Origin of the sequence: Burkholderia seminalis, assembly GCF_001718535.1 — a bacterium.
GTDB lineage: Bacteria > Pseudomonadota > Gammaproteobacteria > Burkholderiales > Burkholderiaceae > Burkholderia > Burkholderia seminalis.
In genome coordinates this window covers 2,098,240-2,120,056 of the sequence record NZ_CP013400.1, presented here as the reverse complement: position 1 = coordinate 2,120,056, position 21,817 = coordinate 2,098,240, and the positions used below count along the sequence as shown (strand labels likewise).

Below are 21,817 nucleotides of genomic sequence, written 5' to 3'. Positions count from 1 at the left end.
CAAGCCGCCTCGGCGGGAAGGCCGCGGCCGGCAGGCGTGGCGGGCGTGGCGGGCGGCGTCACCGCTGGCCGGCCCGTCGCCGTGACTACAGCCAGCCGTTGCGGATGAATTCGACGATCGAATACCGGCGGTTCTCGAGATCCTGTTGCTGGACGGCTTCGACGATGCGCGATACGCCGTCCGCGTAAGGGGTCGCGCCGTACACGCGCGATTCGAGCCGCAGGCTGCATGCACCGTCGTCGATGTGTATCCGGTGCACCGCATGGCGGCCGAGCTGATCGTCGGGGATGCCGAATTCGCCGCGCTGCACGTCCGGGTCGCGCACGGAGCGGATGTCCTCCGCCGGCACGCCGAGCGACTGGGCGATGCCGACGGCCGTGCCGGGGACGGACGTCTTGGCGGCCTGATGCGACTCGGTCAGGCTGATCTTGCAACCGCGAAACAGGTGGCCGCTGGTTTCCAGCATGCTCATGAACTTGAGCATCAGGATGTTCGTGTTCGGACAGAGCACGACCGGAAAATCGTGCGACGCGGTTTCGAGGTCGGAGCCGGTGGACAACTCGATGAGCGGCGACACGGTGGCGCGGCAGAACGCGATCGCGGCGGGGAGTTCGCGGCCGGAACCGGCGTGCACGACGATCGATCGGGCGTCGGTACGTCGGGCGTCGGTACCTCGGGTGTCGGTTCGCGTGCTGTCCGCCCAGGGCAGCACGCGACAGATTGCCGGGTCGAGCGTGTGCGCATCGAGCAGTTCGTGGGCCAGCTTGCCGGTTCCTACGACGATTACTTGCATGGACTTGACGGGTTGGGATTCGGGATTCGGGCCGCGGTCGACGCGGGCCGGCGGGTGGCCCGGTACGGCGGCGCGGCGCGCTGGCCTCGCGCATTATGCCCGGCCGTCCGCCTCCGTGCCGGCCGGGCCGTGCGCGAGACGTCGCGGCGCGTCAGCTTGCCGACGTGGTCGGCAGCCATGCATTCGCCGCATTCTGCGCGGCGAGTTGCTTCGCGATCGAACGCGCGAGGCGGTCCGTATCGGAAGCCACCGTGTCGTGCTTCGCTTCCGACGCGCCATGCAGGCCGGCGCCGACTGCCGCCGACGTCGCGAGACGGCCGGCCACCGCGCCCACCCCGGCGGTTTCGACCATGCCGGGCAGGTGGCCGCTGTTCGCGCTGGCCGAGAACGTGCCGAGCGGCTGCGCGATGCCGTGCGCCGGCTGAAACAGCACGGTGACCGATGCGCCCACTTCGCTCTTGCCCGCGCCGAGCCCGATCAGGATGCGGCGGCGACGGTTGCCGGCGTCGATCGTGTCGAACCGGCCTTCGATCACCAGCGCGTCGCGGCCGTCGGGTACCGGGCCGCGCAGCGCGGGCATGCCTTGCGCCCGGAGTTCACGCACGAGCGCATCGGCGAGTTGATCGCGGGTCTTCAGCGCGCGCTGCTGGCGCTGTGCGTCGGCGGACGAACCGGTGGCGAGCGTCGCGAGTGTGTGGATCATTCCTCCGTCGACCTGGACGTCGGTGGTGCCCACGTCGAACGCGGAGACGTAGACGACCTCGGCATGAACCCGCGGCAGCGTGCGGGCTGCCGGCGCGGCGGCCGTGGTCGTGGTTGCGGTCGATGCGCAACCGGTCATCGCGAGCGTGCCGGCAATCAGCGCGACGCGGGTCAGATGTTTGGCATGGGCGGCAAATGCGCGAAGGGAGGGGAACATGTCGATCTCCGTGGTCTGGATGACGGTGCCGATACCATCGCGGCATTCAGGAACGCGAACGATCGGAAGCGGGGCGTGATCGCTGGCGAGGGAGAGGGTTCATGCCGCTGCGCAACACGCAGGCGCAAGTATGCTCAGGTTGGGTGTCGCGCGCCACGCAGGAATTATGTCGGCGCATGTCACGCGCCGGCGCGCGACATGCGCCGCGCAGTCGGGCTGTCAGGCCGTCACGCCGACAGCGGCGGCCGGGCCGGCGCAGGCGGATCGAGCGGCAGCGCGACGACGGCCTCCAGGCCGCCGCCATCGCGGTCGCGAAACGTCAGCGAACCGCCGTGCAGGCGGGCGATCCGTTCGACGATCGCAAGGCCGAGCCCCGTGCCGCCGGCATGGCCGCGCGCGTTCGCGCCGCGGCTGAACGGTGCCTTCAGCCGTTCGAGTTCGGCGGCGCCGACGCCGTTGCCGCGATCGCTGACGACCGCATACGCGATGCCGTGCTCGGTCCAGGTCCGTACGCCGAGGCCCGTGCGACCGTAGACGACCGCGTTCTGCATCAGGTTCATCAGCAGCCGCATCAGGCCGATCGGGCGGAACGCAAACGCGGGCACGTCGCCTTCGTCGAATTCGAATGCGTGTCCGAGCCCCGCGAAATCCGCGACGAGCTGGCCGATCAGCGCATTCAGGTCGCCGGTTTGCGGGGTCTCGCGCTCGCCGCTGCCGGCGTAATCCATGAATTGCTGCAGGATCGTATCGATCTGGTCGAGGTAGTGCTCGGTCGATGCGGTGAGCGTGTCGTGCGTGCCGCGCGGCAGCGCCATCGCGATCGCCAGGCGCAATTTCGTGAGCGGCGTGCGGATGTCGTGCGACACGCCGGCCAGCATCAGCGAGCGGGTTGCGTCCGCCTGTTGCAGCGCATCGGCCATCCTGTTGAACGCACGGCTCACGTCGGCGATTTCGGTCGGGCCGTCGGTGGGCAGCGGCGGCGGGCGTTCGCCCGCGCTGACTCGCTGGGCCGCGCGCGCCAGCGCGTCGAGCGGCCGGTTCAGGTGGAGCTGGATCAGGTAGCCGGTCAGCGCCGCGAGCAGCGCCAGCGCGACCGACAGCACGAGGGCCGTCGTGATGCCGCTCGCCTGCGCGTCGGCGGCCATCGGCAGCGGCACCCACACCGGCGAGCCGGCGGCATGGAGCCGGATCCACAGGCGTTCGTCGTCGCCCGACTGCCAGCGCGCCGGCAGGTCGGACGGCAGGTGGCGTTCGAGCGCCTGCATGAACACGTCGCGCTGCCAGGTGCGGAAGAAGGCCGCGAGGTCCGGCGCATGCGGCGGTGCCGCCGGCGGCGGCGAGGCCTGCCCGCCGAGCTGCGCGACGAGCGTGCGGCCCGCGTCGGGCGGCATGCCGGCGAGTGCCCGGTCGAGCAACTGCACGTAGTCGGAAAAGATGATCGACGCGCGCTCGATACGCGGACGCTGCACGTAGTGCAGCAGCACGCCGAGCGAACAGACGAGCGACAGCGCGACGAGCGCGACCAGCAGCGCGATGTTGCGCGCGAGCAGCGAGCGCGGCAGCGGGATGCGCATCACGATTCGACGCCGGCCACCAGCATGTAGCCGATGCCCCAGACCGTCTTGATGAAGCGCGGCTTGCCGGGATCGTCCTCGACGATCTGGCGCAGCCGCAGGATCTGCACGTCGACGCTGCGGTCGAGTGCGGCGTGGTCGCGGCCGCGCGCGCGGGCGAGCAGGTTTTCGCGGCTCACCGCGCGGTTCGGCGACGAACCGAGCGCATGCAACAGCAGCATCTGCGCCGAATGGATCTCGACGGGCACGCCGTCGCGCATCAGGGTTTGCTGGCCGACGTCGAACGTGAACGCGCCGAAACGCAAGCGCTGCGACGTGACCGTCGGTTCGCCGGCCGCCATTCTCTGCCGTCGCAACAGCGCACGGATGCGGGCCACGAGTTCGTCGGGGAGAAACGGTTTGGCCAGGTAATCGTCGGCACCCGTCTCCAGGCCGACGACCTTGTCCGCGGCGTCGCCTTTCGCGGTGAGCATCAGGATCGGCAGCGTCTGGCCTTCGGCACGCAGGCGTCGGCACACGCTCAGGCCGTCCTCGGGTTCCATCATCAGGTCGAGCACGAGCAGGTCGTACGGTTCGCGCTGCAGCAGGCGGTCGAGCCGCTTGCCGTCGGCCACCGCGCGCACCTGGAAGCCGTGGCCGGTCAGGAAGCGTTGCAGCATGTTGCGCAACTCGGCTTCGTCGTCGAGCACGACGATCCTGCAAGGCTGTTCCATTGGCTGCCTCCCGGTGCGTACTGCGGGGCCGCACGCGCGCCGCGATCAGCGGGCCGCCATGCGCTGGCGCATGAAGCCGGCGAGCTGCGCGAGCGTGACGTAGCCGTTGTGCTGCACGTCGATCTCGTCGAAATGCTGCGCGACCATCGGCATGCCCGCGGCGGCCTGCTCGCGGGTGAGCTTGCCGTCGTGCGTCGTGTTCGCGCTGGCGAAACGGGTCTGCAACTGCATCAGCGCATGTTCGGCGCGCAGGCCGCCAGCCGCCGCACCCGGCGGCACCTGCTGGGCCGACGCTGCTGCAGAAACGATACACAAAACGACGGCGGCAATCATCTTCTTGATGGACTTCATGGGGTTTCTCCTTGCGTGGCTGACGGGTCTGCGCCGGCCGGGTGGGTTGATGAAACGGAATCGGGTGGAATGCGAAACGGGCTTCGGCGGAATTACGCCCAGTGCGCGGGGACCCAGACGCGGCCGGCCCAGTGAGCGGGCACCCAGATGACGGCGCGCGGCGGGTGAGCGGCATAGACGGCGCGCGGGGCGGCGTACACGGCCCGGGGCAGCGGCGGCGCGAGGTACAGGACCTTCGGCGGCGGCGGTGCGACGTAGACGACGTGTGGCGCGGCGGCGACCACGACGGCCTTCGGTGGCGCGACATGCACGACTTTCGGTGGGGGCGGCGGCGTGACGATGACGGCAGCCGGTGCGGGCGGCGGTGCCGCGGCCACGGCTGCGGCAGGTGCCGGCGCAGGCGCGGCAACGGCGACCGTGGCGGCTGCCGGTGGCGCGGCCACGATCACGGCGGCCGGCGGGGGCGGCGCGACAGGCACCGGTACCGGCGCCGTCCCGCCTGCCACGACGACCGTACCGCCTGCCGCCGTGCCGCCGTGGATCACCGTCGTGCCGCCGGTCGACACCGTGCCGCCGTGGACGATCGTCGAGCCGCCCGACGTCGTTACGACACCCGGCGCCACGCGCGTCGCGCTGCCGGAACGGGTGACGCTCCCGCCGTCGGTGCCGGTCACGGTGCCCGAGCGCGAGCAGGTCGAACCCGCGCAGTTCGTCGATGCGGCGTGGCTGGCCGTGTTGCCGCCCGAACCCGTGATCGTGCCGCTCGACGTGTACTGCCCCGGGCCGTTGCGCGTCACGCTGCCGGACGTCGACGCGCTGCGGCCGTCCGAACCCGTCAGCGAACCGGTGTGCGAGCAGGTGCCGTCCGCGCAGCTCGTGTCGCCGCCGTGCTCGACCGAGCGCCCGTTCGGGCCGACGGCCGTGCCGCTGTTCGAGAACTGGCCGGGCGCGGTGCGCGTGACGGTGCCCGTATTGGTGGCGAGGCCGCCGCCGGGGCCGATCACGCCGCCGGCATGCGAGCAGCTGCCGCCGCCGCACGAGCCGGCATGCGCGCCGCTGTAGGTGCCGCGCGGCGTGTAGGCGGTGCCGTGGCCGGACCAGCCGGCGAAGGCCGGCGCGCTGGCGAGTGTGACGAGGGCGGCGGCGGTGACGAGGAAGCGGTTTTTCATCGGGTGTCCTTGCGGTTCGTTGCGGTGCACGCGGTGGCGTGGCGACGGGACGAACTTTAGGACGGCGACGCGCATCCGTCGCGTCATGAAAGATGTCGCGGTGTTACACGCGGTGCGGTGTTTTTCGGTACGACGAATGCGTGCGCCGGCCGCGTCGATCGCGGGCGTGCCGCGCCAGGCAACGGATCACGGCGATGCAGTCATGAGCGGGGAGGTTTGACGGCAGGGGGCGGCACATCCAGTTCACGGCGCGCAAACGTGTCGCGGTGACATGCGGCGACATATTTGCCGACTGGTTCATGCATGCACCGCGCCGATCCACATATGTCGTCCAGTCGCTGCCGATTCCATCGAACACCTGTTGCACACGCCGCCGGCCTGCTCAACCGCGACATACCGCGACATATTTCTCGCCGGACACGCACGCGTTCGCCTTCCGCCGGCCCGATCTCCAGTCCACACGCGTCCGCGACCGCTGCCGGCCGCTCGAACCCACTTCATCGCGACATACGGCGACATATTTCCTGCGTGGCCTTTCCGTTCCTTGCCCCCTACAGTGCGTTCCATTCGACGCGACAGCGGCATGTGCTGCCCATGACGCGTCCGACTCAACCGAAGGAAAGGCCCATCATGCTCACCACCACCGGAAAGCTCGCGTACATCGTCACGCTCTTCATCGTTGCCGTCTCGCTCGTCGAGGCGGCCGTGCTCACCTGGCGCCGCAGCCGCCAGCCCGAACCGTTCGACTGGAACGAGGTGTGGCTGTCGCTTGCCGATCTCGCGGGCCGCAAGCTGCTCGCGCTCGTGCCGCTGTCGCTCGCCACGCCCGTGTTCGATCTGGCATGGGCGCACCGGCTCTTCACGATCCCGCTCCACAGCGTCGCGCTCGCGCTGCTCGTGTTCGTCGGCCAGGAATTCTGCTACTACTGGTATCACCGCGCGTCGCACCGCGTGCGCTTCTTCTGGTCGACGCATGCGGTGCATCATTCGCCGAACCAGTTGACGCTGTCGTCCGCGTTCCGCCTCGGCTGGACCGGCAAGATCGCCGGCGCCGCGATGTTCTTCACGCCGCTCGTGTGGCTCGGCGTGCGTCCCGAAGCGGTGCTCGCGATCCTGTCGTTCAACCTGATGTACCAGTTCTGGCTGCACAACACGTGGATGCCGAAGCTCGGCTGGCTTGAATACGTGTTCAACACGCCGTCCGCGCATCGCGTGCACCATGCGTCGAACCTCGATTACCTCGATGCGAACTACGGCGGCGTGCTGATCGTGTTCGACCGGCTGTTCGGCACCTATGTCGCCGAGCGCGACGACGAACCGTGCCGCTACGGCCTCGTCACGCCGACGCGTTCGCGCAATCCGTTCGTCGTCGAGCTCGAGCACTGGGCGAGCCTGGCACGCGACGTCGCGACGGCCCGCGACGTGTGGACCGCACTCCGTTTCGTGGTGCTGCCGCCGGGCTGGCGGCCGGGCAACCAGGGCGAAACGACGGAGGAGCTGCGCCGCCGCAGCCTCGTCGCCGTGCGCACGGATGCGTGAACGGCGCTACGCTGTCGGATCTTCGTCAATCACCCTCGATCCAGGAGAACGCATCGATGGAACACGACCTGAAAGGCAAGGCAGTCGCGATCACCGGCGGATTCGGCCATCTGGGCGTCGCGACAGCCGCATGGCTCGGCGCGCGCGGCGCACGCGTCGCGCTGATCGGCCGCGGCGCGGCCCCCGGTGCACCGGCGCTGCCCGGCGTGCCGGCCGATGCATTGCGCATCGGCGGCATCGATCTCGTCGATCCACAGGCGGCCGCGCGGGCACTCGAGTCGGTCAATCGCGAATTCGGCCGGGTCGACGCGCTGCTGAACATCGCGGGCGCATTCGTGTGGCAGACGATCGCCGACGGCGATGCCGCCACGTGGGATCGCATGTACGAACTGAACGTGAAGACGGCGCTGAACGCATCGAAAGCCGCGCTGCCGTACCTGCTGGCGAGCCCGGCCGGCCGTGTCGTCAACATCGGCGCGGGCGCGGCCTTCAAGGCGGGCGCGGGCATGGGCCCGTATGCGGCCGCGAAGGCCGGCGTCGCGCGCCTCACCGAGGCGCTGGCGGCCGAGCTGCTCGACCGCGGCGTGACGGTGAACGCCCTCCTGCCGAGCATCATCGATACGCCGCCGAACCGCGCGGACATGCCCGACGCGGATTTCACGCGCTGGGTGCGGCCGGAACAGATCGCGGCGACGATCGGGTTCCTGCTGTCGGCCGACGCGCAGGCGATCACCGGCGCATCGATTCCGGTGAGCGGCCGCGTGGCGTAGCGCACCGGCCGGGAAGGGGCTCGCGCGGCCGGTCGTGCGTACAATGTCGCACCGGATTGCGCGACCCAGACCCGAGACCATGAATCAGCCCAATATCCTGATCGTCGAAGACGAAACGGCGATCGCGGACACGATCGTCTACGCCCTCGGCACCGACGGCATGCAGACCGTCCACTGCACGCTCGGACAGGCGGCGCTCGACCATCTGCGCGATACGCGCTTCGATCTCGTGGTGCTCGATGTCGGCCTGCCGGACCTCAGCGGCTTCGAAGTGTGCCGGCGGCTGCGCACGTTTACCGACATTCCGGTGATTTTCCTGACCGCGCGGCACGACGAGATCGACCGGATCGTCGGGCTCGAGATCGGCGCCGACGATTACGTGATCAAGCCGTTCTCGCCGCGCGAGCTGGCGGCGCGGGTACGTGTGATCCTGCGCCGCTTCCATCGGACGGCCGCGCCGGAACCGGCGCCCGGGCCCGCGGCGGCGCCGGCGGAACCGACCGCGCAGGGTTTCACGCTCGACACCGACGGCGCGCGCGTATCGTGGCTCGGCCACGCGCTGGACCTCACGCGTTATGAATTCGGCCTGCTGGCGCTGCTGGTCCGGCATCCAGGGCGCATCTACTCGCGGGAACAGCTGATGGACCTCGTGTGGCACGAGGCATTCGACTCCGCCGATCGCACGGTCGACACGCACATCAAGACACTGCGCGCCAAGCTGCGCGCGATCGATCCCGAGCGCGACCCGATCCGCACGCATCGCGGCATGGGTTATTCGCTGCAACCGTAACGACCGGCACCGCCCATGCATATCGGCCTGCGCATCTTCTTCGGTTTTTTCCTGATCGTCGGTCTCGCCGCGCTGATCACGCTGCGCGTGTTCGTGCAGGAGGTGAAGCCCGGCGTGCGCGAGGCGATGGAGGACACGCTCGTCGATACCGCGCAGGTACTCGCGGCGCTGGCAGCCGACGACCTGGCGAACGGGCACATCGCCGACGGCGCGTTCGCGCGTCAGCTCGGCAAGCTGCACGAGCGTCCGGTCAGCGCGAACGTGTGGGGCATCCAGAAGAACGCAATCGGCTACCGCCTCTACGTCACCGATGCGCACGGCATCGTGCGCTACGACTCGTCCGGCAGCGCGGTCGGCCAGGACTATTCGCGCTGGAACGACGTGTACCGGACGCTGCGCGGCGAATACGGCGCGCGCAGCACGCGCAGCGATCCGAACGACGACGGCAGCACCGTGATGCACGTCGCGGCGCCGATCCGGCGCGGGAACGAGATCATCGGCGTGCTGACGATCGCGAAGCCGAACCAGACGGTCGCGCCGTTCATCGCGCGCAGCCAGCGCAAGATCATGCTGTACGGCGCGTTGCTGATGGGCGGCGCGATCCTGATCGGCGCGGCGTGCACGTGGTGGCTGGTGCTCGGGCTGCGGCGCCTGCAGCGCTATGCGCGCGCGATCGCGGCCGGCGAGCGCGCGGCGATGCCGCTGCAGGGCGCGAACGAGCTGGCCGAGCTGGGGCGCGCGGTGGAAAGCATGCATCGGCGGCTGGAGGACCGGCAGTACGTCGAAACCTACATCCACACACTCACGCACGAGATGAAAAGCCCGCTGGCCGCGATCAGCGGCGCGGCCGAACTGCTGCAGGAAGACATGCCGGTCGCGAACCGCCGGCGTTTCACCGAGAACATCCGCCGCCAGGCCGGCCGCCTCGAACAGATGATCCGCAAGCTGCTCGCGCTGGCCGAGGTCGAGCAGCAGCAGCGCCTGTCGGTGCGCGAACCGGTTGCGCTGCGGTCGGTGCTCGACCAGCTCGTCGACGATATCGAGCCGCGCGCGCGGCAGCGCGGCGTGAGCCTGCGGATCGACGCGAACGAGGCGGCCGATCCGGCGGTCGTCGAAGGCGATCCGTTCCTGCTGCGGCAGGCGCTCGGCAACCTGCTCGACAATGCATTGGATTTCGCGCCACGGGGCAGCACGATCCGGATCGCGCTCGAACGGCGGGTGGCGGGCAGGGCGCACGTCGCGGTCGTGCGCGTCGACGACGACGGCCCCGGCGTGCCCGACTACGCGCTGTCGCGCGTGTTCGAGCGCTTCTATTCGCTGCCGCGCCCCGACGGGCAGGATCGCAGCACGGGCCTCGGGCTGTGTTTCGTCCGCGAGGTCGCGATGCTGCACCACGGCCAGGTTGCGCTCGCGAACCGCGACGAAGGCGGCGCGTGCGCGACGCTCACGCTGCCGTCGCCCGGCTGAACGCACTTCACGTTCGCCACACATTCGCTTCACACCGGCTTCAATCGCCCTTCACCGGGGCCGCTCATGCTGACCGCATCTTCCACTACGGTGTCGGTTGGCAATGAATCGAGTCCTGTTGTTCAAATCCATGATCACCGCGTTGCTCGCGCTGGCGATCCTGATCCCGCTGCAGATGGTCCAGAGCATCGTGCGGGAACGCGCCGAGTATCGCGAGAGCGCCTTGCAGAGCATCTGGGCGAGCTATGCGGGCCCGCAGACGGTGACGGGGCCGGTGCTCGTCGTGCGTTACACGGAAGTCACGCGCGTGCGCGACAGCGCGCCGCCGCGCGGCGCGCCGAAGACGAGCCTCCGAAGCGAGACGAAACGCATGCTCGTGTTTCCGAAGACGCTGAACGTCGACGGTGCGCTCGACATCAAGGTCCGTTATCGCGGCATCCACAAGGCGCTCGTGTACGACCTGGCGAGCCGGATGACGGGCACGCTCGCGCTGCCGGACCTGAAGAAGCTGCCGCAGGCGGACGGCCACGTGAGCTTCGCGATCGATGACGCGTATGTCGCGCTCGGCATCGGGGACATTCGCGGGCTGAAGGCGCAGCCCGACCTGCGCATCGGCGGCGAGCGGCTCGAGATCGAGCAGGGCACGCGGCTGGAGAGCCTGCACCAGGGCGTGCATGCGAGCGTCGATCTCGCGGCGCTCGCGAAAGCGGGGGCGGTCGTGCCGTTCAGCATCGACCTGCTGCTGGTCGGTGCGGAATCGGTCGCGTTCGCGCCGGTGGCCGACCAGAACGATTTCTCGCTGAAGTCGAAGTGGCCGCATCCGAGCTTCGGCGGCGCATTCCTGCCGGGCGAGCGCACGATCGATGCAAACGGCTTCACCAGCAACTGGCACGTGACGTCGTTCAACACGAAGGCGCGCGAGCAGGTCGCGTCGGGCAACGGCAACGGCGAGGGCGCGATCGAGATGGCGTCGGTGTCGGTGATCGAGCCCGTGAACGTCTATCTGCAGGCCGAGCGCGCGACGAAGTACGGTGCGCTGTTCGTGATGCTCACGTTCGCGAGCTTCTTCATGTACGAGCTCGTGAAGCGGTTGCGCATTCACCCGATCCAGTACACGCTGGTCGGCTTGTCGCTCGCGCTGTTCTTCCTGCTGCTGTTGAGCCTGTCCGAGCACATCGCGTTCGGCTATGCGTATCTCGCGGCGAGCAGCGCATGCATCGGGCTGCTCGGCTTCTACCTGTCGTTCGTGCTGCACAGCGCGAAGCGCGGCGCGCTGTTCGCGGTGCTGCTCGCGATGCTGTACGCGGCGCTCTACGGGCTGCTGCTGTCGGAAGACAATGCGCTGATGCTCGGTTCGCTGCTGCTGTTCGCGATCCTCGCCGGCATCATGACGCTCACGCGCCGCGTCGACTGGTATTCGCTCGGCGCCGCGTGGCAGCCGCTGGCCGACAAGCCGGGGGCCGCGAAGACCGGCGGGCCGGCGAAGTAAGCGGGCGGGTGGCGAGCAGGTGCGCGCCGGGCGGGAATGCCGCGCCGGCGCGCGATCCCACGCGGGCCGATGTCCGTCACACGGCCGTCTCCGGGCGACGAAACCGCGCCGCCGGAATCTCGGCGATGGCCGCGATCTCGATCAGCAGGTCGGGATGGTAGAGACGCTCGACCTGGACGGTCGTCGTCACCGGATAAGGTGCGGCGAAGTACGTGTTGCGGATGTCGCCGGCCTGCATGAATGCCTCGATGTCGGTGGCGTAATGGACGAGCGAGATCACGTCGCGCATCTGCCCGCCCAGCGCGGCCAGCACATCGCGGACGTTGTCGAGTGTCCGGCGAACCTGGGCGCGCATGTCGCCGGCACCGACTACCTGCCCGTCGCGGTCGAGCGCGACTTGCCCTTTCAGATGCACGATCCGGCCGTCACCCTGGATCACGGCCATCGAGAACGCGCCGAACGGCGCCCAGACTTCCGGTGGATTCACGGCTTCGGCCATCGCGCGGCTCCTATTGGGGGAAATGGGGCGAACGCAGCGGAGTGCCGCGGTCGGCAGTCGCGCCGTGACGGATGCGTTGATCGTCGATCCGCCAGGCTTGCCGAAAGCGGCGGCGGCCCGGATCGCCCTATACTGACCGTTCCACATCACCGGAACACGCCGTGCCGAATCAAGCTTCAGAGGATCCGTCCGTCGACGATCCCCGTCCGACCCCGCCCATCCAGCCCGAACTGGAAGACTGCTGCAACAGCGGCTGCTCGCCGTGCGTCTTCGACCTGTATGACGAGGCGCTTGCGCAGTATCGCATCGACCTGGCCGAATGGGAGGCGCGGCAAGCGCAGCGCAAGCAACCGCATTGAACCGGGGGCGCCGGGGGGGGGGGGGCTGTTCCCGGCCCGGTCGGCCTGCGGGCGAGTCCGTCTCGCTCCCGTTCACGCGCCGGCGTGCAGCCGGCGATGCAGCGGCCCGAGCGCCGTCGACAAGGCGATGCACGCCAGCAACACGACCGTCAGCGTGAACATCGACGTCCTGAATCCCTGCACGTAATCGACCGCGGCCGGATGGCTGCCGAGCCGGGCGAAGAACACGCCGCCGATCGTCGCGGCACCGACGGCCGCGCCGATCTGCAGCATCGCGCTGACCATCCCGGACGCGACGCCCGCGCGGGCCGCGTCGACTTCCGCGAGCACGATCCGTACGACCGACGGCAACACGAGCCCTTGTCCGATCCCGATCGCCGCGATGCCGGCATAGAAGCCGGGCCCCGGCGCGCCTTCGCTCGCGAGCGCGGCAGCGGTTGTGACGCCGGCCGCGAGCATCACGAAGCCGAGCGTGAGGACGCGATGGCCGCCGAACCGGCCGACGAGGCGCGGCATCAGCAGCGGACTGGCGAGGAAGCCGAGCCCGAGCGGCAGGATCGCGAACCCGGACGCGAGCGGCGACCAGTTCAGGCAGCCCTGCAGATAGATCCCGTAACTCAGGAAAAACGCGCTCAGCATGTAGAACAGGAACGCGAGCAGGAGCCCGAGCGCGACGACCGGGTTGCGGAACAGGCGCACGTCGAGCAGCGGATCGCGGCCGCCGGCGAGCCGGCGCGATTCGACGGCCAGCAGCGCGCCGAGCATCGGCAGCGCGCCGACGAGGCACGCGACCATCCACAGCGGCCAGCCGGCCTCGCGGCCGTGCGTGAGCGGGTACACGAGCATCAGCAGGAACAGCGACATCAGCACCGTGCCGGGCACGTCGATGCGCTGGCCGCGCGGCGGCCGGTTCTCCGGAATGAAGCGCCAGCTGCCGATCAGCGCAAGGATGCCGATCGGCAGATTGACGAGGAAGATCGCGCGCCAGCCGAGCCCGAACGGATGCAGGCTGATCAACGCGCCGCCGCCGAGCTGGCCGATCACGGCCGCGAGGCCGAACGCGAACCCGTAGAAGCCCATCACGCGCACCTGTTCCTGCGGGCTGAACACGCTGCGGATCGTCGCGAGCACCTGCGGCGCGAGGATCGCGGCGAACAGGCCCTGCAGCACGCGGCCGCCGACGAGCACGGTGCCGTTGCCGGCGAGTCCGCACAGCGTCGACGCGAGCACGAAGCCGGCCATGCCGGTCATGAACATGCGCTTGCGGCCGTACAGGTCGCCGAGGCGGCCGCCCGTGATCTGGACGACCGCGCTCGCGCATGCATACGCGGACACGACGAGCTGCAGTTCGGCAGGGCGCGCGCCGATGCCGTCGCGGATGGCCGGTAACGCAAGATTCACGATGAAGTAGTCAAGCGGCGGCAGAATGGCGCCGACCAGCAGGACCACGAGCGCCCAGCCGTGATGGCTGCGCGGCGTCGCCGCGGCGGCCGCGCCGGCCGGCGCGCAAGGAGCAAGGGTGGGGTTCGTCATGGCAGCAGGGTCCAAAAAATGAGGGCCGTATGTGCAGGCGACGCACGCCGGCCGTTGACCCCGTATTCTGGCGATCGCCTATGGTTCGGAAAAGCGGGAAAGAGTGGTAGCATCCATCGGGTTATTCGATGGATGGAGAGGGCGATGCGCGGTTTCGACCTGGATCAGTTGCGCACTTTCGCGGCGGTCGCGGACGCCGGCAGCCTGTCGGCCGCCGCGCCGCTGCTGCACCTGTCGCAGTCGACGGTCAGCGAGCAGGTGCGCAAGCTCGAATCGCGCGCCGGCGTGCCGTTGTTCGTGCGCAGCAAGCGCGGCGTCGAGCCGACGCCGGCCGGCACGCGGCTGCTGCAGCACGCCCGGCGCATCGTCGCGTTGAACGAGGCCGCGTTCGACGAGCTGCGCGGGCAGGCGATCAAGGGCGAGCTGCGCGTCGCGATCACCGACTACTACCGTACGAATGAAGTGGCGGGGATGCTGGCACGACTGCGCGAGTGCTATCCGCAGTTGAGCCTGCACGTGAGCGCGATGAAGAGCGTGGACATCGAGGCCGCGCACGCGCGCGGGCAGATCGATCTCGGCGTCGTGATGAACCTGTCGAGCGGGCCGTTCCGGCCGGCGTCGGCCGATGCGCGCTGGGTGTTGCGGCGCGAGCCGCTGTCGTGGGTCGCGTCGCCCGCGCTCGCCGAGCAGTTGCCCGAGCCGCTGCCGCTCGTGCTGCTGCCGGACGACTGCATGATGCATCAGGTCGCCGTGCGCTCGCTCGACGAGCAGCACACGCCGTACGTGCTGGTGCACAGCGCATCGGGGGTCGCGGGGCTGCAGTCGATGCTCGCGGCCGGGCTCGGGGTCGGCTGCCTGTGCGCGTCGGCGATCGGCGACGGCCTGATGCGGCTCGGCACGAAATTCCGCTTGCCGCCGCTGCCCGACGCGGTGTTTTCGCTGACGCCGCCGATGCCGGGCGAACGCGAGACCGTCACCCAGGCGCGCGAAGTGCTGTCGCGCCAGCTGCTGATGTAAAACCTTGCCGCGCGACACGCGGCGGCGCGTATCCGGGAGGCGCGCCAGGGGACCACAGGCATGAACGACGATCTGAAGAACCAGATGGCCGAAAGGCTGCAGGACGCGCTGGAGCGCGTGGTCGACGAGCGCTCGCTGATCCACTTCCTGCGCGTGCTCGGCCATGACTGGCACAAGGAGCGGCAGCTCGAGGCCGACATGCCGCCGTCGCCGTACGCCCGCGCCGCGCTCGGCTGGGAAAACCGCTCGATCGGCGAGTACCTGGAGGCGATGGTCGACTGGGCCGAGGCGTCGGAGGAAGGGCTGCGGTTCTACGACGTGCCCGAGAACCCGTGGCGCCGTCTCGCGGACATCCTGTTCGCCGGAAAAAGCTACGAATAGCGCGGCCCGCGCGATTCACGCCAGCCGCCGTCTACTCGGCGGTTTCGCCATCGACATAAGCACGCAACCCGTTGGCGAGCGCGTCGAACACGGCACGGCAGCGCGGGCTCGTCCGCAGGTCCTCGTGCATCACGACCCAGGTTTCCAGCCGCATCGCGAGTGCGTCCGGCAGCACGCGCACGATCCGGGCGTCGCGTTTCGCGAGCGCCGACTGGCAGAAGCCGATTCCGTAGCCGGCGCGGATCATCGCGAGTTGCGCGAGGTTGCTGTCGGTGCGCAGCGCGAACGCGTCGCGTTTCCATGACGGCATCCCGCGCCCCGCCGAACGGATGAACGGCGTGACCGTATCGAAGCCGATCAGCGCATGATGCGCGAGTGCATCGATCGTCGCGGGTGTCCCGTTGTGCGCGAGGTAGTCGTCGCGGGCATACAGCCCGACCTCGATTTCGCCGATGCGCCGCGCGACGAGCGCCTCCTGCGCGGGCGGCGCCATCCGCACCGCGATGTCGGCCTCGCGCTTCAGCACGTCCTGGATGCGGTCGGTCGGCACCAGTTCGATCACGAGCCCCGGATGCTCGCGCCGCAACCGCGCGAGCATCGGCGGCAGCACCTCGACGGCGATCACGTCGCTGGCCGAGATCCGCACGATGCCGCGCACGCCCGCGCCGTGGCTCGCGGCCGCGCGCTCGAACGCGGCCGCCGCGCTGCGCAGCGCTTCGGCGTGGCCGCGCAGCGCAAGCGCCGCCTCGGTCGGCAGCAGGCCCGACGGCGAGCGCGTGAACAGCGTCTGGCCGAACGCGGCTTCGAGCGCCGCGACGTGGCGGCCGGCCGTCGGCTGCGTGATGCCGAGCGCGCGCGCCGCGCCGGAAAGCGAGCCCTCCGTCAGCACGGCGAGAAAGGTCCGGTAGCGTTCCCAGTTCAGATCGATGGTCATAAATAAATGTATAGCTGATCTTCGAGGTTGGGCAATTTATTGTTAGTCGCCGGCACGCCAGAATGCGTCTCACGATGGTTCATTCAAGGAGAGCGGCGATGACGACGGATACAGGCATGGCGCACCGGCAGGCACTCGTGCTCGGTGCGAGCGGCGGGATTGGCGGGGAAGTCGCGCGGCAGTTGCGCGATGCAGGCTGGCAGGTGCGTGCGCTCAAGCGCGGGCTCGATGCCGAGGTCGTGGAGCGCGACGGCATCGTGTGGATGCGCGGCGATGCGCTGGATCGCGACGCGGTGGTCCGTGCCGCACGCGGCTGCAGCGTGATCGTGCATGCGGTGAATCCGCCCGGATACCGGAACTGGCCGACCCAGGTGCTGCCGATGATCGACAACACGATCGCGGCGGCGACGGGGGCGCAGGCGACCGTCGTGCTGCCCGGGACCGTCTACAACTATGGCGCGGATGCGTTCCCGCTGCTGCGGGAGGATGCCCCGCAGCATCCGGCGACCCGCAAGGGCGCGATCCGCGTCGAGATGGAGCGGCGGCTGCAGGACGCGACCGCGCGGGGCGTGCGCACGATCATCGTGCGGGCGGGCGATTTCTTCGGGGCGAGCGCCCGCAACAACTGGTTCTCGCAGGGGCTGATCAAGCCCGGACGGCCCGTCGCGACCGTCAATGTACCGGGGAGGCAGGGCGTCGGCCATCAGTGGTCGTACCTGCCGGACGCCGCCCGCGCGATGGTCGAACTGATCGAACGGCGCGATGCGCTGGAGCCGTTCGCGCGTTTTCATCTGGGCGGGCACTGGGATGCGGACGGCACGCAGATGGCGCAGGCCGTGCAGCGCGTCGCGCAACGGCACGGGGCGCGCCCGGTGGTGCGGCGCTTTCCGTGGTGGCTCGTGTGGGCGGCGGCGCCGTTCGTCACGACGCTGCGCGAGATGCTGGAGATGCGTTACCTGTGGCGCGAGCCGCTGCGGATGGACAACGCGCGCGTCACCGCGGTGCTCGGCCGCGAGCCGGTGACGCCGCTCGATACGGCGGTGGAGGCGACGCTGGCGGGGCTGGGGTGTCTCAAGTGAGCCTGGGCCCTTGCGACGGGCTTCGCCCGGGCACGGGAAAGCGCCGTCGCGCATTGAAGCACCCGCGGGACAACAATTCTCCACATACCCGCGCACGTCCGATGCGCATCATGTCGGTGATACCGATCATGCGAAAACGGGGGCGCGATGTGGCAATTCGGATGGAAAGCGTCGGTTGCGGGAGCAATCGTGTTCACATTGAGCGGGTGTACCAACCTGGCAGGTGTGCTGTACTGCGACAACTCGCAGTTCAACTTCCCGGACTACCGCTGCTTTGAATCGTACAGGTAGGAACGGGCGCGCCGGCCGAACGCCGCCGCGCGCGCGTCCCGTGCGGTTTTCCGCTGCCGTTACGCCACGACCGGCAACACCTCGACCGCATACCGGTGCCGCAGGCTGCGCCCGAGCACCGGATCGTGCAGTTCCATCTCGAACGCATCGCCGTCGCCCATCGCCGCGATCGCGCCATGCACGGCGACCGTCCCGCCATACATCGCGCAGCGCGCGGGCATCGTGCGGCGGTCGTCGAAACGCCGCCACAGCACGTCCGGCGCGAGCAGGCCGCTCACCGCGCCGTGCTGGTACGCGACCCGTTCGCCATCGCGCGCAATCAGCCACGCACGCATCTCGATCGCGTCCCAGTGACCGGCGACGTCCGCATACCGCCATGCATCGCGGCCGAGCGGTTTCGCGCATACCTGCTTCGACACCGCGACGCCGTACGCCTCGACCTCGCGATCCGTGTGATCGGACCCGACCGTCACCAGCGTGCCGGCCGGGCTGTCGACGAGCACGCACTCGATCTCGCCGCCCGAGCGTGTACCGAGCACGCCGATCGACGGCGCCTGCGTGAGCAGCGCGGACGATACGCGATAGAAGCACGGCGTGGTCGACGGCGGCGCGACGCCGAGCGCCGCGAGTTCGTCGATATGCGCCTGGATCGCGGCCGGGTCGCGGCCGGCCCAGCCGGCAATCACGACGCGCTCGATGTCGACGTCGACGGCGGCCGGTGCATCTTGCAGGGAAATCACGTTGAACGACAGGGCTTGCATGCGGATATCCATTTGAAGTGCGAAGCAATGAATCGGCTGGCGGCGCTCAATCCTCGAGAGCCCGGTGTGCGGTCTCGCGCGCGGCGAGCAGCGCGATCGACGTGACGACGAGCGCGGCGGTGACGTACAGCGACACGGCCGTCGTCGTGCCCGTCTGCCGGAACAGCGTGGCGATCACGAGCGGCGCGAAGCCGCCGCCGACGATGCCCGCGAGCGTGTAGGCGAGCGACGAGCCCGCATAGCGCACGCGGGTGGGGAACTGTTCGGTCACGAACGCGCCCTGCGGGCCATACATCACCGCATGGATCACGAGACCGACCGCAACCGCCGCGACGATCGCGCCGGGGCGCGCCGAATCGAGCATCGCGAAGAACACGAACGCCCACACGATGCCGGCCAGCGCGCCGGCGAGATACACGGGCCGGCGGCCGAAGCGGTCCGACAGCGCGCCGAAGAACGGCACCGCGAGTGCGTTGCACGCGGTGCCGATCATCACGGCCGTCAGCGCGACGGGGCGCGACAGGTGCAGCACGGTCGTCACATAGGTCAGCGTGAACACGACGATCAGCGCATACAGCACGTCCGAGCCGATCCGCGAGCCGCCCGCGATCAGCAGACGCTTCCAGTGATACTTCAGCACGTCGGCGACGGGGACGTCGGCGGTCGCGTGCGATTCGGCGAGTTGCTCGAACTGCGGCGTTTCGTCGACGCCGCGCCGCATCCAGAAACCGAACACGACGAGCAGCGCGCTGGCCGCGAACGGCACGCGCCAGCCCCACGACAGGAAGGCGTCGGACGTGGTCGACAGCGTCACGAGCGCGATGCAGCCGGTGCCGAGCAGCGCGCCGAACGACGGGCCGATCTGCGTCCACGACGCGGACAGCCCGCGCCGCTTCTGGTCGCCATGCTCGACCGACAGCAGCACCGCGCCGGCCCATTCGCCGCCGAGCGCGACGCCCTGCACGAAGCGCAGCGCGACGAGCAGGACCGGGCTCAGGATGCCGGCCTGCGCGTAGGTCGGCAGCGCACCCATCAGCGCGGTCGTCACGCCCATCAGCACGAGCGTGAGCATCAGCACCGCGCGGCGGCCGATGCGGTCGCCGAGGTTGCCGAACACGAAACCGCCGAGCGGGCGCGACACGTAGCCGACCGCATAGGTCGAGAACGCGAGGATCGTGCCGGCCAGCGGATCGACCGACGGGAAGAACAGGTGATTGAAAACGAGCGCGGCGAGCGTGTTGTAGATCGTGAAGTCGTACCACTCGAGCGACGTACCGATCATGCTCGCGGTCGCGAGTCGGCGGGTGCGGACGCGGCGGGGCGCGTGGGCGGCGGGCTGGGCGAGAGTGCTCATGGTATCGGGCGGGTCGTGACGGATGACGGGAGAGGGACCGGCGTGCGGACCGCGTGCGGTGCGGCGAGCGCCGGTGTCGGCGTTCAGGCAGGCAATGCGGCCGCGGCGGCCGGTTCGGCTTCGGCGTCACGGTGCGCAACCCGCGGCGGCGCGGCGGCGCGCCACAGCAGGTCGAACGTGCGGACGTCGTCGTGCCCGGCGAGCGCGGCGGCCACGCGGCGCGTGACGGCTGCGTCGCTGCCTTCGACCAGTACGAGTGCATCGGCGGCCGGGCGGGCGGCCGCATCCGCGCCGATCGGCGCGGACAGGTCGGGTGCGGTGCGGAAGAGTCGTGCGGCGTGGATGCCCGGTTCGTGCAGCGCGTCGTCGAAGCGCGCGCGCAGTGGCGGCACGTCGATGTGCTGCGGCGGCAGCACGAACAGCGCGAGATGCGCGCCTTCGCCGTCGCCGGCCTCGATCGTCAGCTCGCCGACGCGACGCTGCGTGCCCGTCATGCGTTCGAAGTTCGCGAGCGACCAGGCGGTCTGCTGCGTGAAGGCGCGGCGGTACGCGTCGCCGCGGAACACGTCGAGCGCCTCCGTCACGTACAGCGCGAGGTATTTGCGCGGGCCGCCGTCGGTCGCGCGAAAGCGCCGTGCATGCGTGAAGCCGGGAATCGCGACACGTTCCTGCATGTGCTCGCGGTCGTACCACGCGTTGAAGTCGGCTTCGTGCGCGGGGTCGACATCCGTCCAGACGCAAAGCTGGCCGTGCGGGAGGGAAAGGCGGGTCATCGCGGGGTTCCTCGTGACGGGGGTGTCAGGAACCGCAGTGTCCCGAAGACAGGCCGCGCCCGTCCAACAAGAAAACAAATTCGCGGTGAACAGGTTTTCTTATGAGCGGCGCGGGCGGCGTGTCGCGGCGGGGGACGCCGGTGCGGCTCGCGTCGTGCGTTTCGTTTTTGTCGGCGTTGCTGTTGTTGTTCGGGTTGCCTTGCGTGCCGCCGCCGTGTCGATGCGATCGGGCGCGGCCGGGGCGGCAGGCTTTGCGAAGCTCGTAGCCGGGGCCGTTGGACGCGCGACTTCGCTCGCGAGTTCGGCGATGCGCGCGGCCACCGGCAGCCCCTGGCTGCGGTACGTCGCGACGAGCGGCAGCGCGGGGAATTCCGGTTCGACGTCGAGCAGTTCGAGCGCGCCTTCCTGCAGCTCGCGCCCGATGATCGCGGGCGGCAGCGCGGCGACGCCGAAGCCGTCGGCGACGAGGCGGATCATCGCGGCGACCGACGTGATGCAGTTGATGCTGGCCGGCCGCTCGACGGCCGCGAACAAGCGCTCGATCGTCGCATGCGGACCCGAGTGGCGCGAGAAGCTGATGATCGGAAACCCGGCCAGGCGCGCGACGTCGAGCGGCTGGCCGCCGAGCCCGAGGCGCGGGCTCGCGGCCCAGCGTACGGGGAACTCGCACAGCGGCAGGTTCGTGAAGTCGGGGCCCGGCACCGGGTCGGTCTGAAGGATCAGGTCGACGCCGTCGGTGCTGAGCAGACGGGTCAGGTGCAGCGTCGTGTCGCTCGTGATCTCGACGTCGAGGCGCGGATAGCGCTCGCGCAGTTGCGCCATCAGCGCCGGGAACCAGCTGTGCACGATCGACTCGATCACGCCGATCCGGATCAGGCCCGCGTCGCTCGCCGCATCGATGTCGCGGCGCATTTCGCCGTCGAGCCGCACGATCCGCTCCGCATAGGCCAGCATGCGCCGCCCCGCCGGCGTGAGGGTGGCCGAGCGCGTGTTGCGGTCGAACAGGCGCACGTCGAACGCCTCCTCGAGCGACGCGATGCGGCTCGACACGGCGGCCTGCGTCGTGTGCAGCTTTTCGGCCGTGAGCCGGAAGTTTTCCAGCTTCGCGAGCCAGACGAAGGTTTCAAGAAACCGGATGTTCATCGATGTCCGAACGCAGAGGCCGGCCGGGAGCGGCGGCGGGATCGGTCGATGGTAGCGGATTTCCGGGGTGGGAAACGCGCGGGCGCCGGGTGTGTCGTCGCGGGTACGGGCGGCCGGCG

22 protein-coding genes are annotated in these 21,817 nt (G+C 69.7%); 9 read left to right on the top strand and 13 right to left on the bottom strand.

All coding sequences use genetic code 11. The features are described from left to right. Positions 1–85 precede the first annotated feature (85 nt). The 6 genes from WJ12_RS30090 to WJ12_RS30065 form a co-directional block, all read right to left on the bottom strand. Entirely contained in the window at positions 86–793 is a 708-nt protein-coding gene (locus WJ12_RS30090; RefSeq protein WP_059556770.1) for a dihydrodipicolinate reductase C-terminal domain-containing protein, read from the bottom strand. 151 nt (positions 794–944) lie between these two features. Then, positions 945–1,712 (bottom strand): DUF4410 domain-containing protein, encoded by a 768-nt coding sequence (locus WJ12_RS30085; protein ID WP_034189443.1) that lies wholly within the window; start codon positions 1,710–1,712, stop codon positions 945–947. Positions 1,713–1,939: 227 nt separating this feature from the next. After that, the gene (locus tag WJ12_RS30080; protein ID WP_059556769.1) at positions 1,940–3,286 is read right to left on the bottom strand and encodes an ATP-binding protein; all 1,347 of its coding nucleotides are present in this window, start codon (positions 3,284–3,286) and stop codon (positions 1,940–1,942) included. Further along, on the bottom strand, positions 3,286–3,999 hold the full coding sequence (locus WJ12_RS30075; RefSeq protein ID WP_034189445.1) for a response regulator: 714 nt from the start codon (positions 3,997–3,999) through the stop codon (positions 3,286–3,288). The genes WJ12_RS30080 and WJ12_RS30075 overlap by 1 nt, the downstream gene beginning before the upstream one ends. A gap of 45 nt (positions 4,000–4,044) precedes the next feature. Then, the gene (locus WJ12_RS30070; protein ID WP_226104060.1) at positions 4,045–4,350 is read right to left on the bottom strand and encodes an EF-hand domain-containing protein; all 306 of its coding nucleotides are present in this window, start codon (positions 4,348–4,350) and stop codon (positions 4,045–4,047) included. A gap of 92 nt (positions 4,351–4,442) precedes the next feature. Further along, on the bottom strand, positions 4,443–5,519 hold the full coding sequence (locus tag WJ12_RS30065) for a hypothetical protein (protein ID WP_059556952.1): 1,077 nt from the start codon (positions 5,517–5,519) through the stop codon (positions 4,443–4,445). Positions 5,520–6,149: 630 nt separating this feature from the next. Between WJ12_RS30065 and WJ12_RS30060 the strand changes: the two genes are divergently transcribed. The 5 genes from WJ12_RS30060 to creD all read left to right on the top strand — a co-directional run bounded on the left by WJ12_RS30060 (position 6,150) and on the right by creD (position 11,574). Continuing rightward, on the top strand, positions 6,150–7,058 hold the full coding sequence (locus WJ12_RS30060; protein ID WP_034189530.1) for a sterol desaturase family protein: 909 nt from the start codon (positions 6,150–6,152) through the stop codon (positions 7,056–7,058). 56 nt (positions 7,059–7,114) lie between these two features. Then, the gene (locus WJ12_RS30055) at positions 7,115–7,828 is read left to right on the top strand and encodes an SDR family NAD(P)-dependent oxidoreductase (protein ID WP_069245965.1); all 714 of its coding nucleotides are present in this window, start codon (positions 7,115–7,117) and stop codon (positions 7,826–7,828) included. A gap of 79 nt (positions 7,829–7,907) precedes the next feature. Further along, on the top strand, positions 7,908–8,618 hold the full coding sequence (gene creB, locus WJ12_RS30050) for a two-component system response regulator CreB (RefSeq protein WP_049032529.1): 711 nt from the start codon (positions 7,908–7,910) through the stop codon (positions 8,616–8,618). Between the two features lie 15 nt (positions 8,619–8,633). Continuing rightward, positions 8,634–10,085, top strand: a complete 1,452-nt coding sequence (gene creC, locus WJ12_RS30045; RefSeq protein ID WP_059556767.1) for a two-component system sensor histidine kinase CreC — start codon at positions 8,634–8,636, stop codon at positions 10,083–10,085. Positions 10,086–10,188: 103 nt separating this feature from the next. Further along, positions 10,189–11,574 carry a cell envelope integrity protein CreD gene (creD, locus tag WJ12_RS30040; RefSeq protein ID WP_059556766.1) on the top strand — a complete coding sequence of 462 codons (1,386 nt, stop codon included), beginning with the start codon at positions 10,189–10,191 and terminating at the stop codon, positions 11,572–11,574. 76 nt (positions 11,575–11,650) lie between these two features. Here creD and WJ12_RS30035 read toward each other — a convergent pair whose 3' ends face one another. Further along, positions 11,651–12,073, bottom strand: a complete 423-nt coding sequence (locus tag WJ12_RS30035; protein WP_034189450.1) for a RidA family protein — start codon at positions 12,071–12,073, stop codon at positions 11,651–11,653. Between the two features lie 161 nt (positions 12,074–12,234). On the opposite strand from WJ12_RS30035, the gene WJ12_RS30030 reads away from it, so the two are divergent. Then, the gene (locus WJ12_RS30030; RefSeq protein WP_034189451.1) at positions 12,235–12,432 is read left to right on the top strand and encodes an oxidoreductase-like domain-containing protein; all 198 of its coding nucleotides are present in this window, start codon (positions 12,235–12,237) and stop codon (positions 12,430–12,432) included. A gap of 72 nt (positions 12,433–12,504) precedes the next feature. Here the strand turns inward: WJ12_RS30030 and WJ12_RS30025 are convergent, their stop codons facing one another. Next, on the bottom strand, positions 12,505–13,965 hold the full coding sequence (locus tag WJ12_RS30025) for an MFS transporter (protein ID WP_059556765.1): 1,461 nt from the start codon (positions 13,963–13,965) through the stop codon (positions 12,505–12,507). A 144-nt stretch (positions 13,966–14,109) separates the two neighbouring features. Here WJ12_RS30025 and WJ12_RS30020 point away from each other — a divergent pair, with 144 nt between their 5' ends. Continuing rightward, a complete protein-coding gene (locus WJ12_RS30020) occupies positions 14,110–14,982 on the top strand; it encodes a LysR family transcriptional regulator (RefSeq protein WP_034189453.1) in 873 nt (290 codons plus the stop codon). Positions 14,983–15,042: 60 nt separating this feature from the next. After that, positions 15,043–15,363: a DUF7660 family protein gene (locus WJ12_RS30015; protein WP_059556764.1), complete on the top strand. Its 321-nt coding sequence runs from the start codon at positions 15,043–15,045 to the stop codon at positions 15,361–15,363. A gap of 31 nt (positions 15,364–15,394) precedes the next feature. Here WJ12_RS30015 and WJ12_RS30010 read toward each other — a convergent pair whose 3' ends face one another. After that, positions 15,395–16,297, bottom strand: coding sequence for a LysR family transcriptional regulator (locus WJ12_RS30010; protein WP_049033348.1), 903 nt, complete (start codon positions 16,295–16,297; stop codon positions 15,395–15,397). A 98-nt stretch (positions 16,298–16,395) separates the two neighbouring features. Between WJ12_RS30010 and WJ12_RS30005 the strand changes: the two genes are divergently transcribed. Then, the gene (locus WJ12_RS30005) at positions 16,396–17,376 is read left to right on the top strand and encodes an NAD-dependent epimerase/dehydratase family protein (protein WP_059556763.1); all 981 of its coding nucleotides are present in this window, start codon (positions 16,396–16,398) and stop codon (positions 17,374–17,376) included. Positions 17,377–17,726: 350 nt separating this feature from the next. Here the strand turns inward: WJ12_RS30005 and WJ12_RS30000 are convergent, their stop codons facing one another. From WJ12_RS30000 to WJ12_RS29985, 4 genes are all read right to left on the bottom strand, one after another. Further along, a complete protein-coding gene (locus tag WJ12_RS30000; protein ID WP_034189531.1) occupies positions 17,727–18,428 on the bottom strand; it encodes a DUF2848 domain-containing protein in 702 nt (233 codons plus the stop codon). A gap of 46 nt (positions 18,429–18,474) precedes the next feature. Next, complete coding sequence (locus WJ12_RS29995; RefSeq protein ID WP_069245964.1) at positions 18,475–19,782, bottom strand: MFS transporter; 1,308 nt, start codon at positions 19,780–19,782, stop codon at positions 18,475–18,477. Positions 19,783–19,865: 83 nt separating this feature from the next. Continuing rightward, positions 19,866–20,555, bottom strand: coding sequence for a DUF4286 family protein (locus WJ12_RS29990; RefSeq protein WP_034189458.1), 690 nt, complete (start codon positions 20,553–20,555; stop codon positions 19,866–19,868). 99 nt (positions 20,556–20,654) lie between these two features. Then, the gene (locus WJ12_RS29985) at positions 20,655–21,698 is read right to left on the bottom strand and encodes a LysR family transcriptional regulator (protein WP_059556761.1); all 1,044 of its coding nucleotides are present in this window, start codon (positions 21,696–21,698) and stop codon (positions 20,655–20,657) included. Positions 21,699–21,817 lie beyond the last annotated feature (119 nt).

Excerpts from the sequence above, each read along its gene's own strand:
- WJ12_RS30090 (WP_059556770.1), bottom strand. The coding sequence starts at position 793 with ATGCAAGTAATCGTCGTAGGAACCGGCAAGCTGGCCCACGAACTGCTC.
- WJ12_RS30085 (WP_034189443.1), bottom strand. The coding sequence starts at position 1,712 with ATGTTCCCCTCCCTTCGCGCATTTGCCGCCCATGCCAAACATCTGACC.
- WJ12_RS30080 (WP_059556769.1), bottom strand. The coding sequence starts at position 3,286 with ATGCGCATCCCGCTGCCGCGCTCGCTGCTCGCGCGCAACATCGCGCTG.
- WJ12_RS30075 (WP_034189445.1), bottom strand. The coding sequence starts at position 3,999 with ATGGAACAGCCTTGCAGGATCGTCGTGCTCGACGACGAAGCCGAGTTG.
- WJ12_RS30070 (WP_226104060.1), bottom strand. The coding sequence starts at position 4,350 with ATGAAGTCCATCAAGAAGATGATTGCCGCCGTCGTTTTGTGTATCGTT.
- WJ12_RS30065 (WP_059556952.1), bottom strand. The coding sequence starts at position 5,519 with ATGAAAAACCGCTTCCTCGTCACCGCCGCCGCCCTCGTCACACTCGCC.
- WJ12_RS30060 (WP_034189530.1), top strand. The coding sequence starts at position 6,150 with ATGCTCACCACCACCGGAAAGCTCGCGTACATCGTCACGCTCTTCATC.
- WJ12_RS30055 (WP_069245965.1), top strand. The coding sequence starts at position 7,115 with ATGGAACACGACCTGAAAGGCAAGGCAGTCGCGATCACCGGCGGATTC.
- creB (WP_049032529.1), top strand. The coding sequence starts at position 7,908 with ATGAATCAGCCCAATATCCTGATCGTCGAAGACGAAACGGCGATCGCG.
- creC (WP_059556767.1), top strand. The coding sequence starts at position 8,634 with ATGCATATCGGCCTGCGCATCTTCTTCGGTTTTTTCCTGATCGTCGGT.
- creD (WP_059556766.1), top strand. The coding sequence starts at position 10,189 with ATGAATCGAGTCCTGTTGTTCAAATCCATGATCACCGCGTTGCTCGCG.
- WJ12_RS30035 (WP_034189450.1), bottom strand. The coding sequence starts at position 12,073 with ATGGCCGAAGCCGTGAATCCACCGGAAGTCTGGGCGCCGTTCGGCGCG.
- WJ12_RS30025 (WP_059556765.1), bottom strand. The coding sequence starts at position 13,965 with ATGACGAACCCCACCCTTGCTCCTTGCGCGCCGGCCGGCGCGGCCGCC.
- WJ12_RS30020 (WP_034189453.1), top strand. The coding sequence starts at position 14,110 with ATGCGCGGTTTCGACCTGGATCAGTTGCGCACTTTCGCGGCGGTCGCG.
- WJ12_RS30015 (WP_059556764.1), top strand. The coding sequence starts at position 15,043 with ATGAACGACGATCTGAAGAACCAGATGGCCGAAAGGCTGCAGGACGCG.
- WJ12_RS30010 (WP_049033348.1), bottom strand. The coding sequence starts at position 16,297 with ATGACCATCGATCTGAACTGGGAACGCTACCGGACCTTTCTCGCCGTG.
- WJ12_RS30005 (WP_059556763.1), top strand. The coding sequence starts at position 16,396 with ATGACGACGGATACAGGCATGGCGCACCGGCAGGCACTCGTGCTCGGT.
- WJ12_RS30000 (WP_034189531.1), bottom strand. The coding sequence starts at position 18,428 with ATGCAAGCCCTGTCGTTCAACGTGATTTCCCTGCAAGATGCACCGGCC.
- WJ12_RS29995 (WP_069245964.1), bottom strand. The coding sequence starts at position 19,782 with ATGAGCACTCTCGCCCAGCCCGCCGCCCACGCGCCCCGCCGCGTCCGC.
- WJ12_RS29990 (WP_034189458.1), bottom strand. The coding sequence starts at position 20,555 with ATGACCCGCCTTTCCCTCCCGCACGGCCAGCTTTGCGTCTGGACGGAT.
- WJ12_RS29985 (WP_059556761.1), bottom strand. The coding sequence starts at position 21,698 with ATGAACATCCGGTTTCTTGAAACCTTCGTCTGGCTCGCGAAGCTGGAA.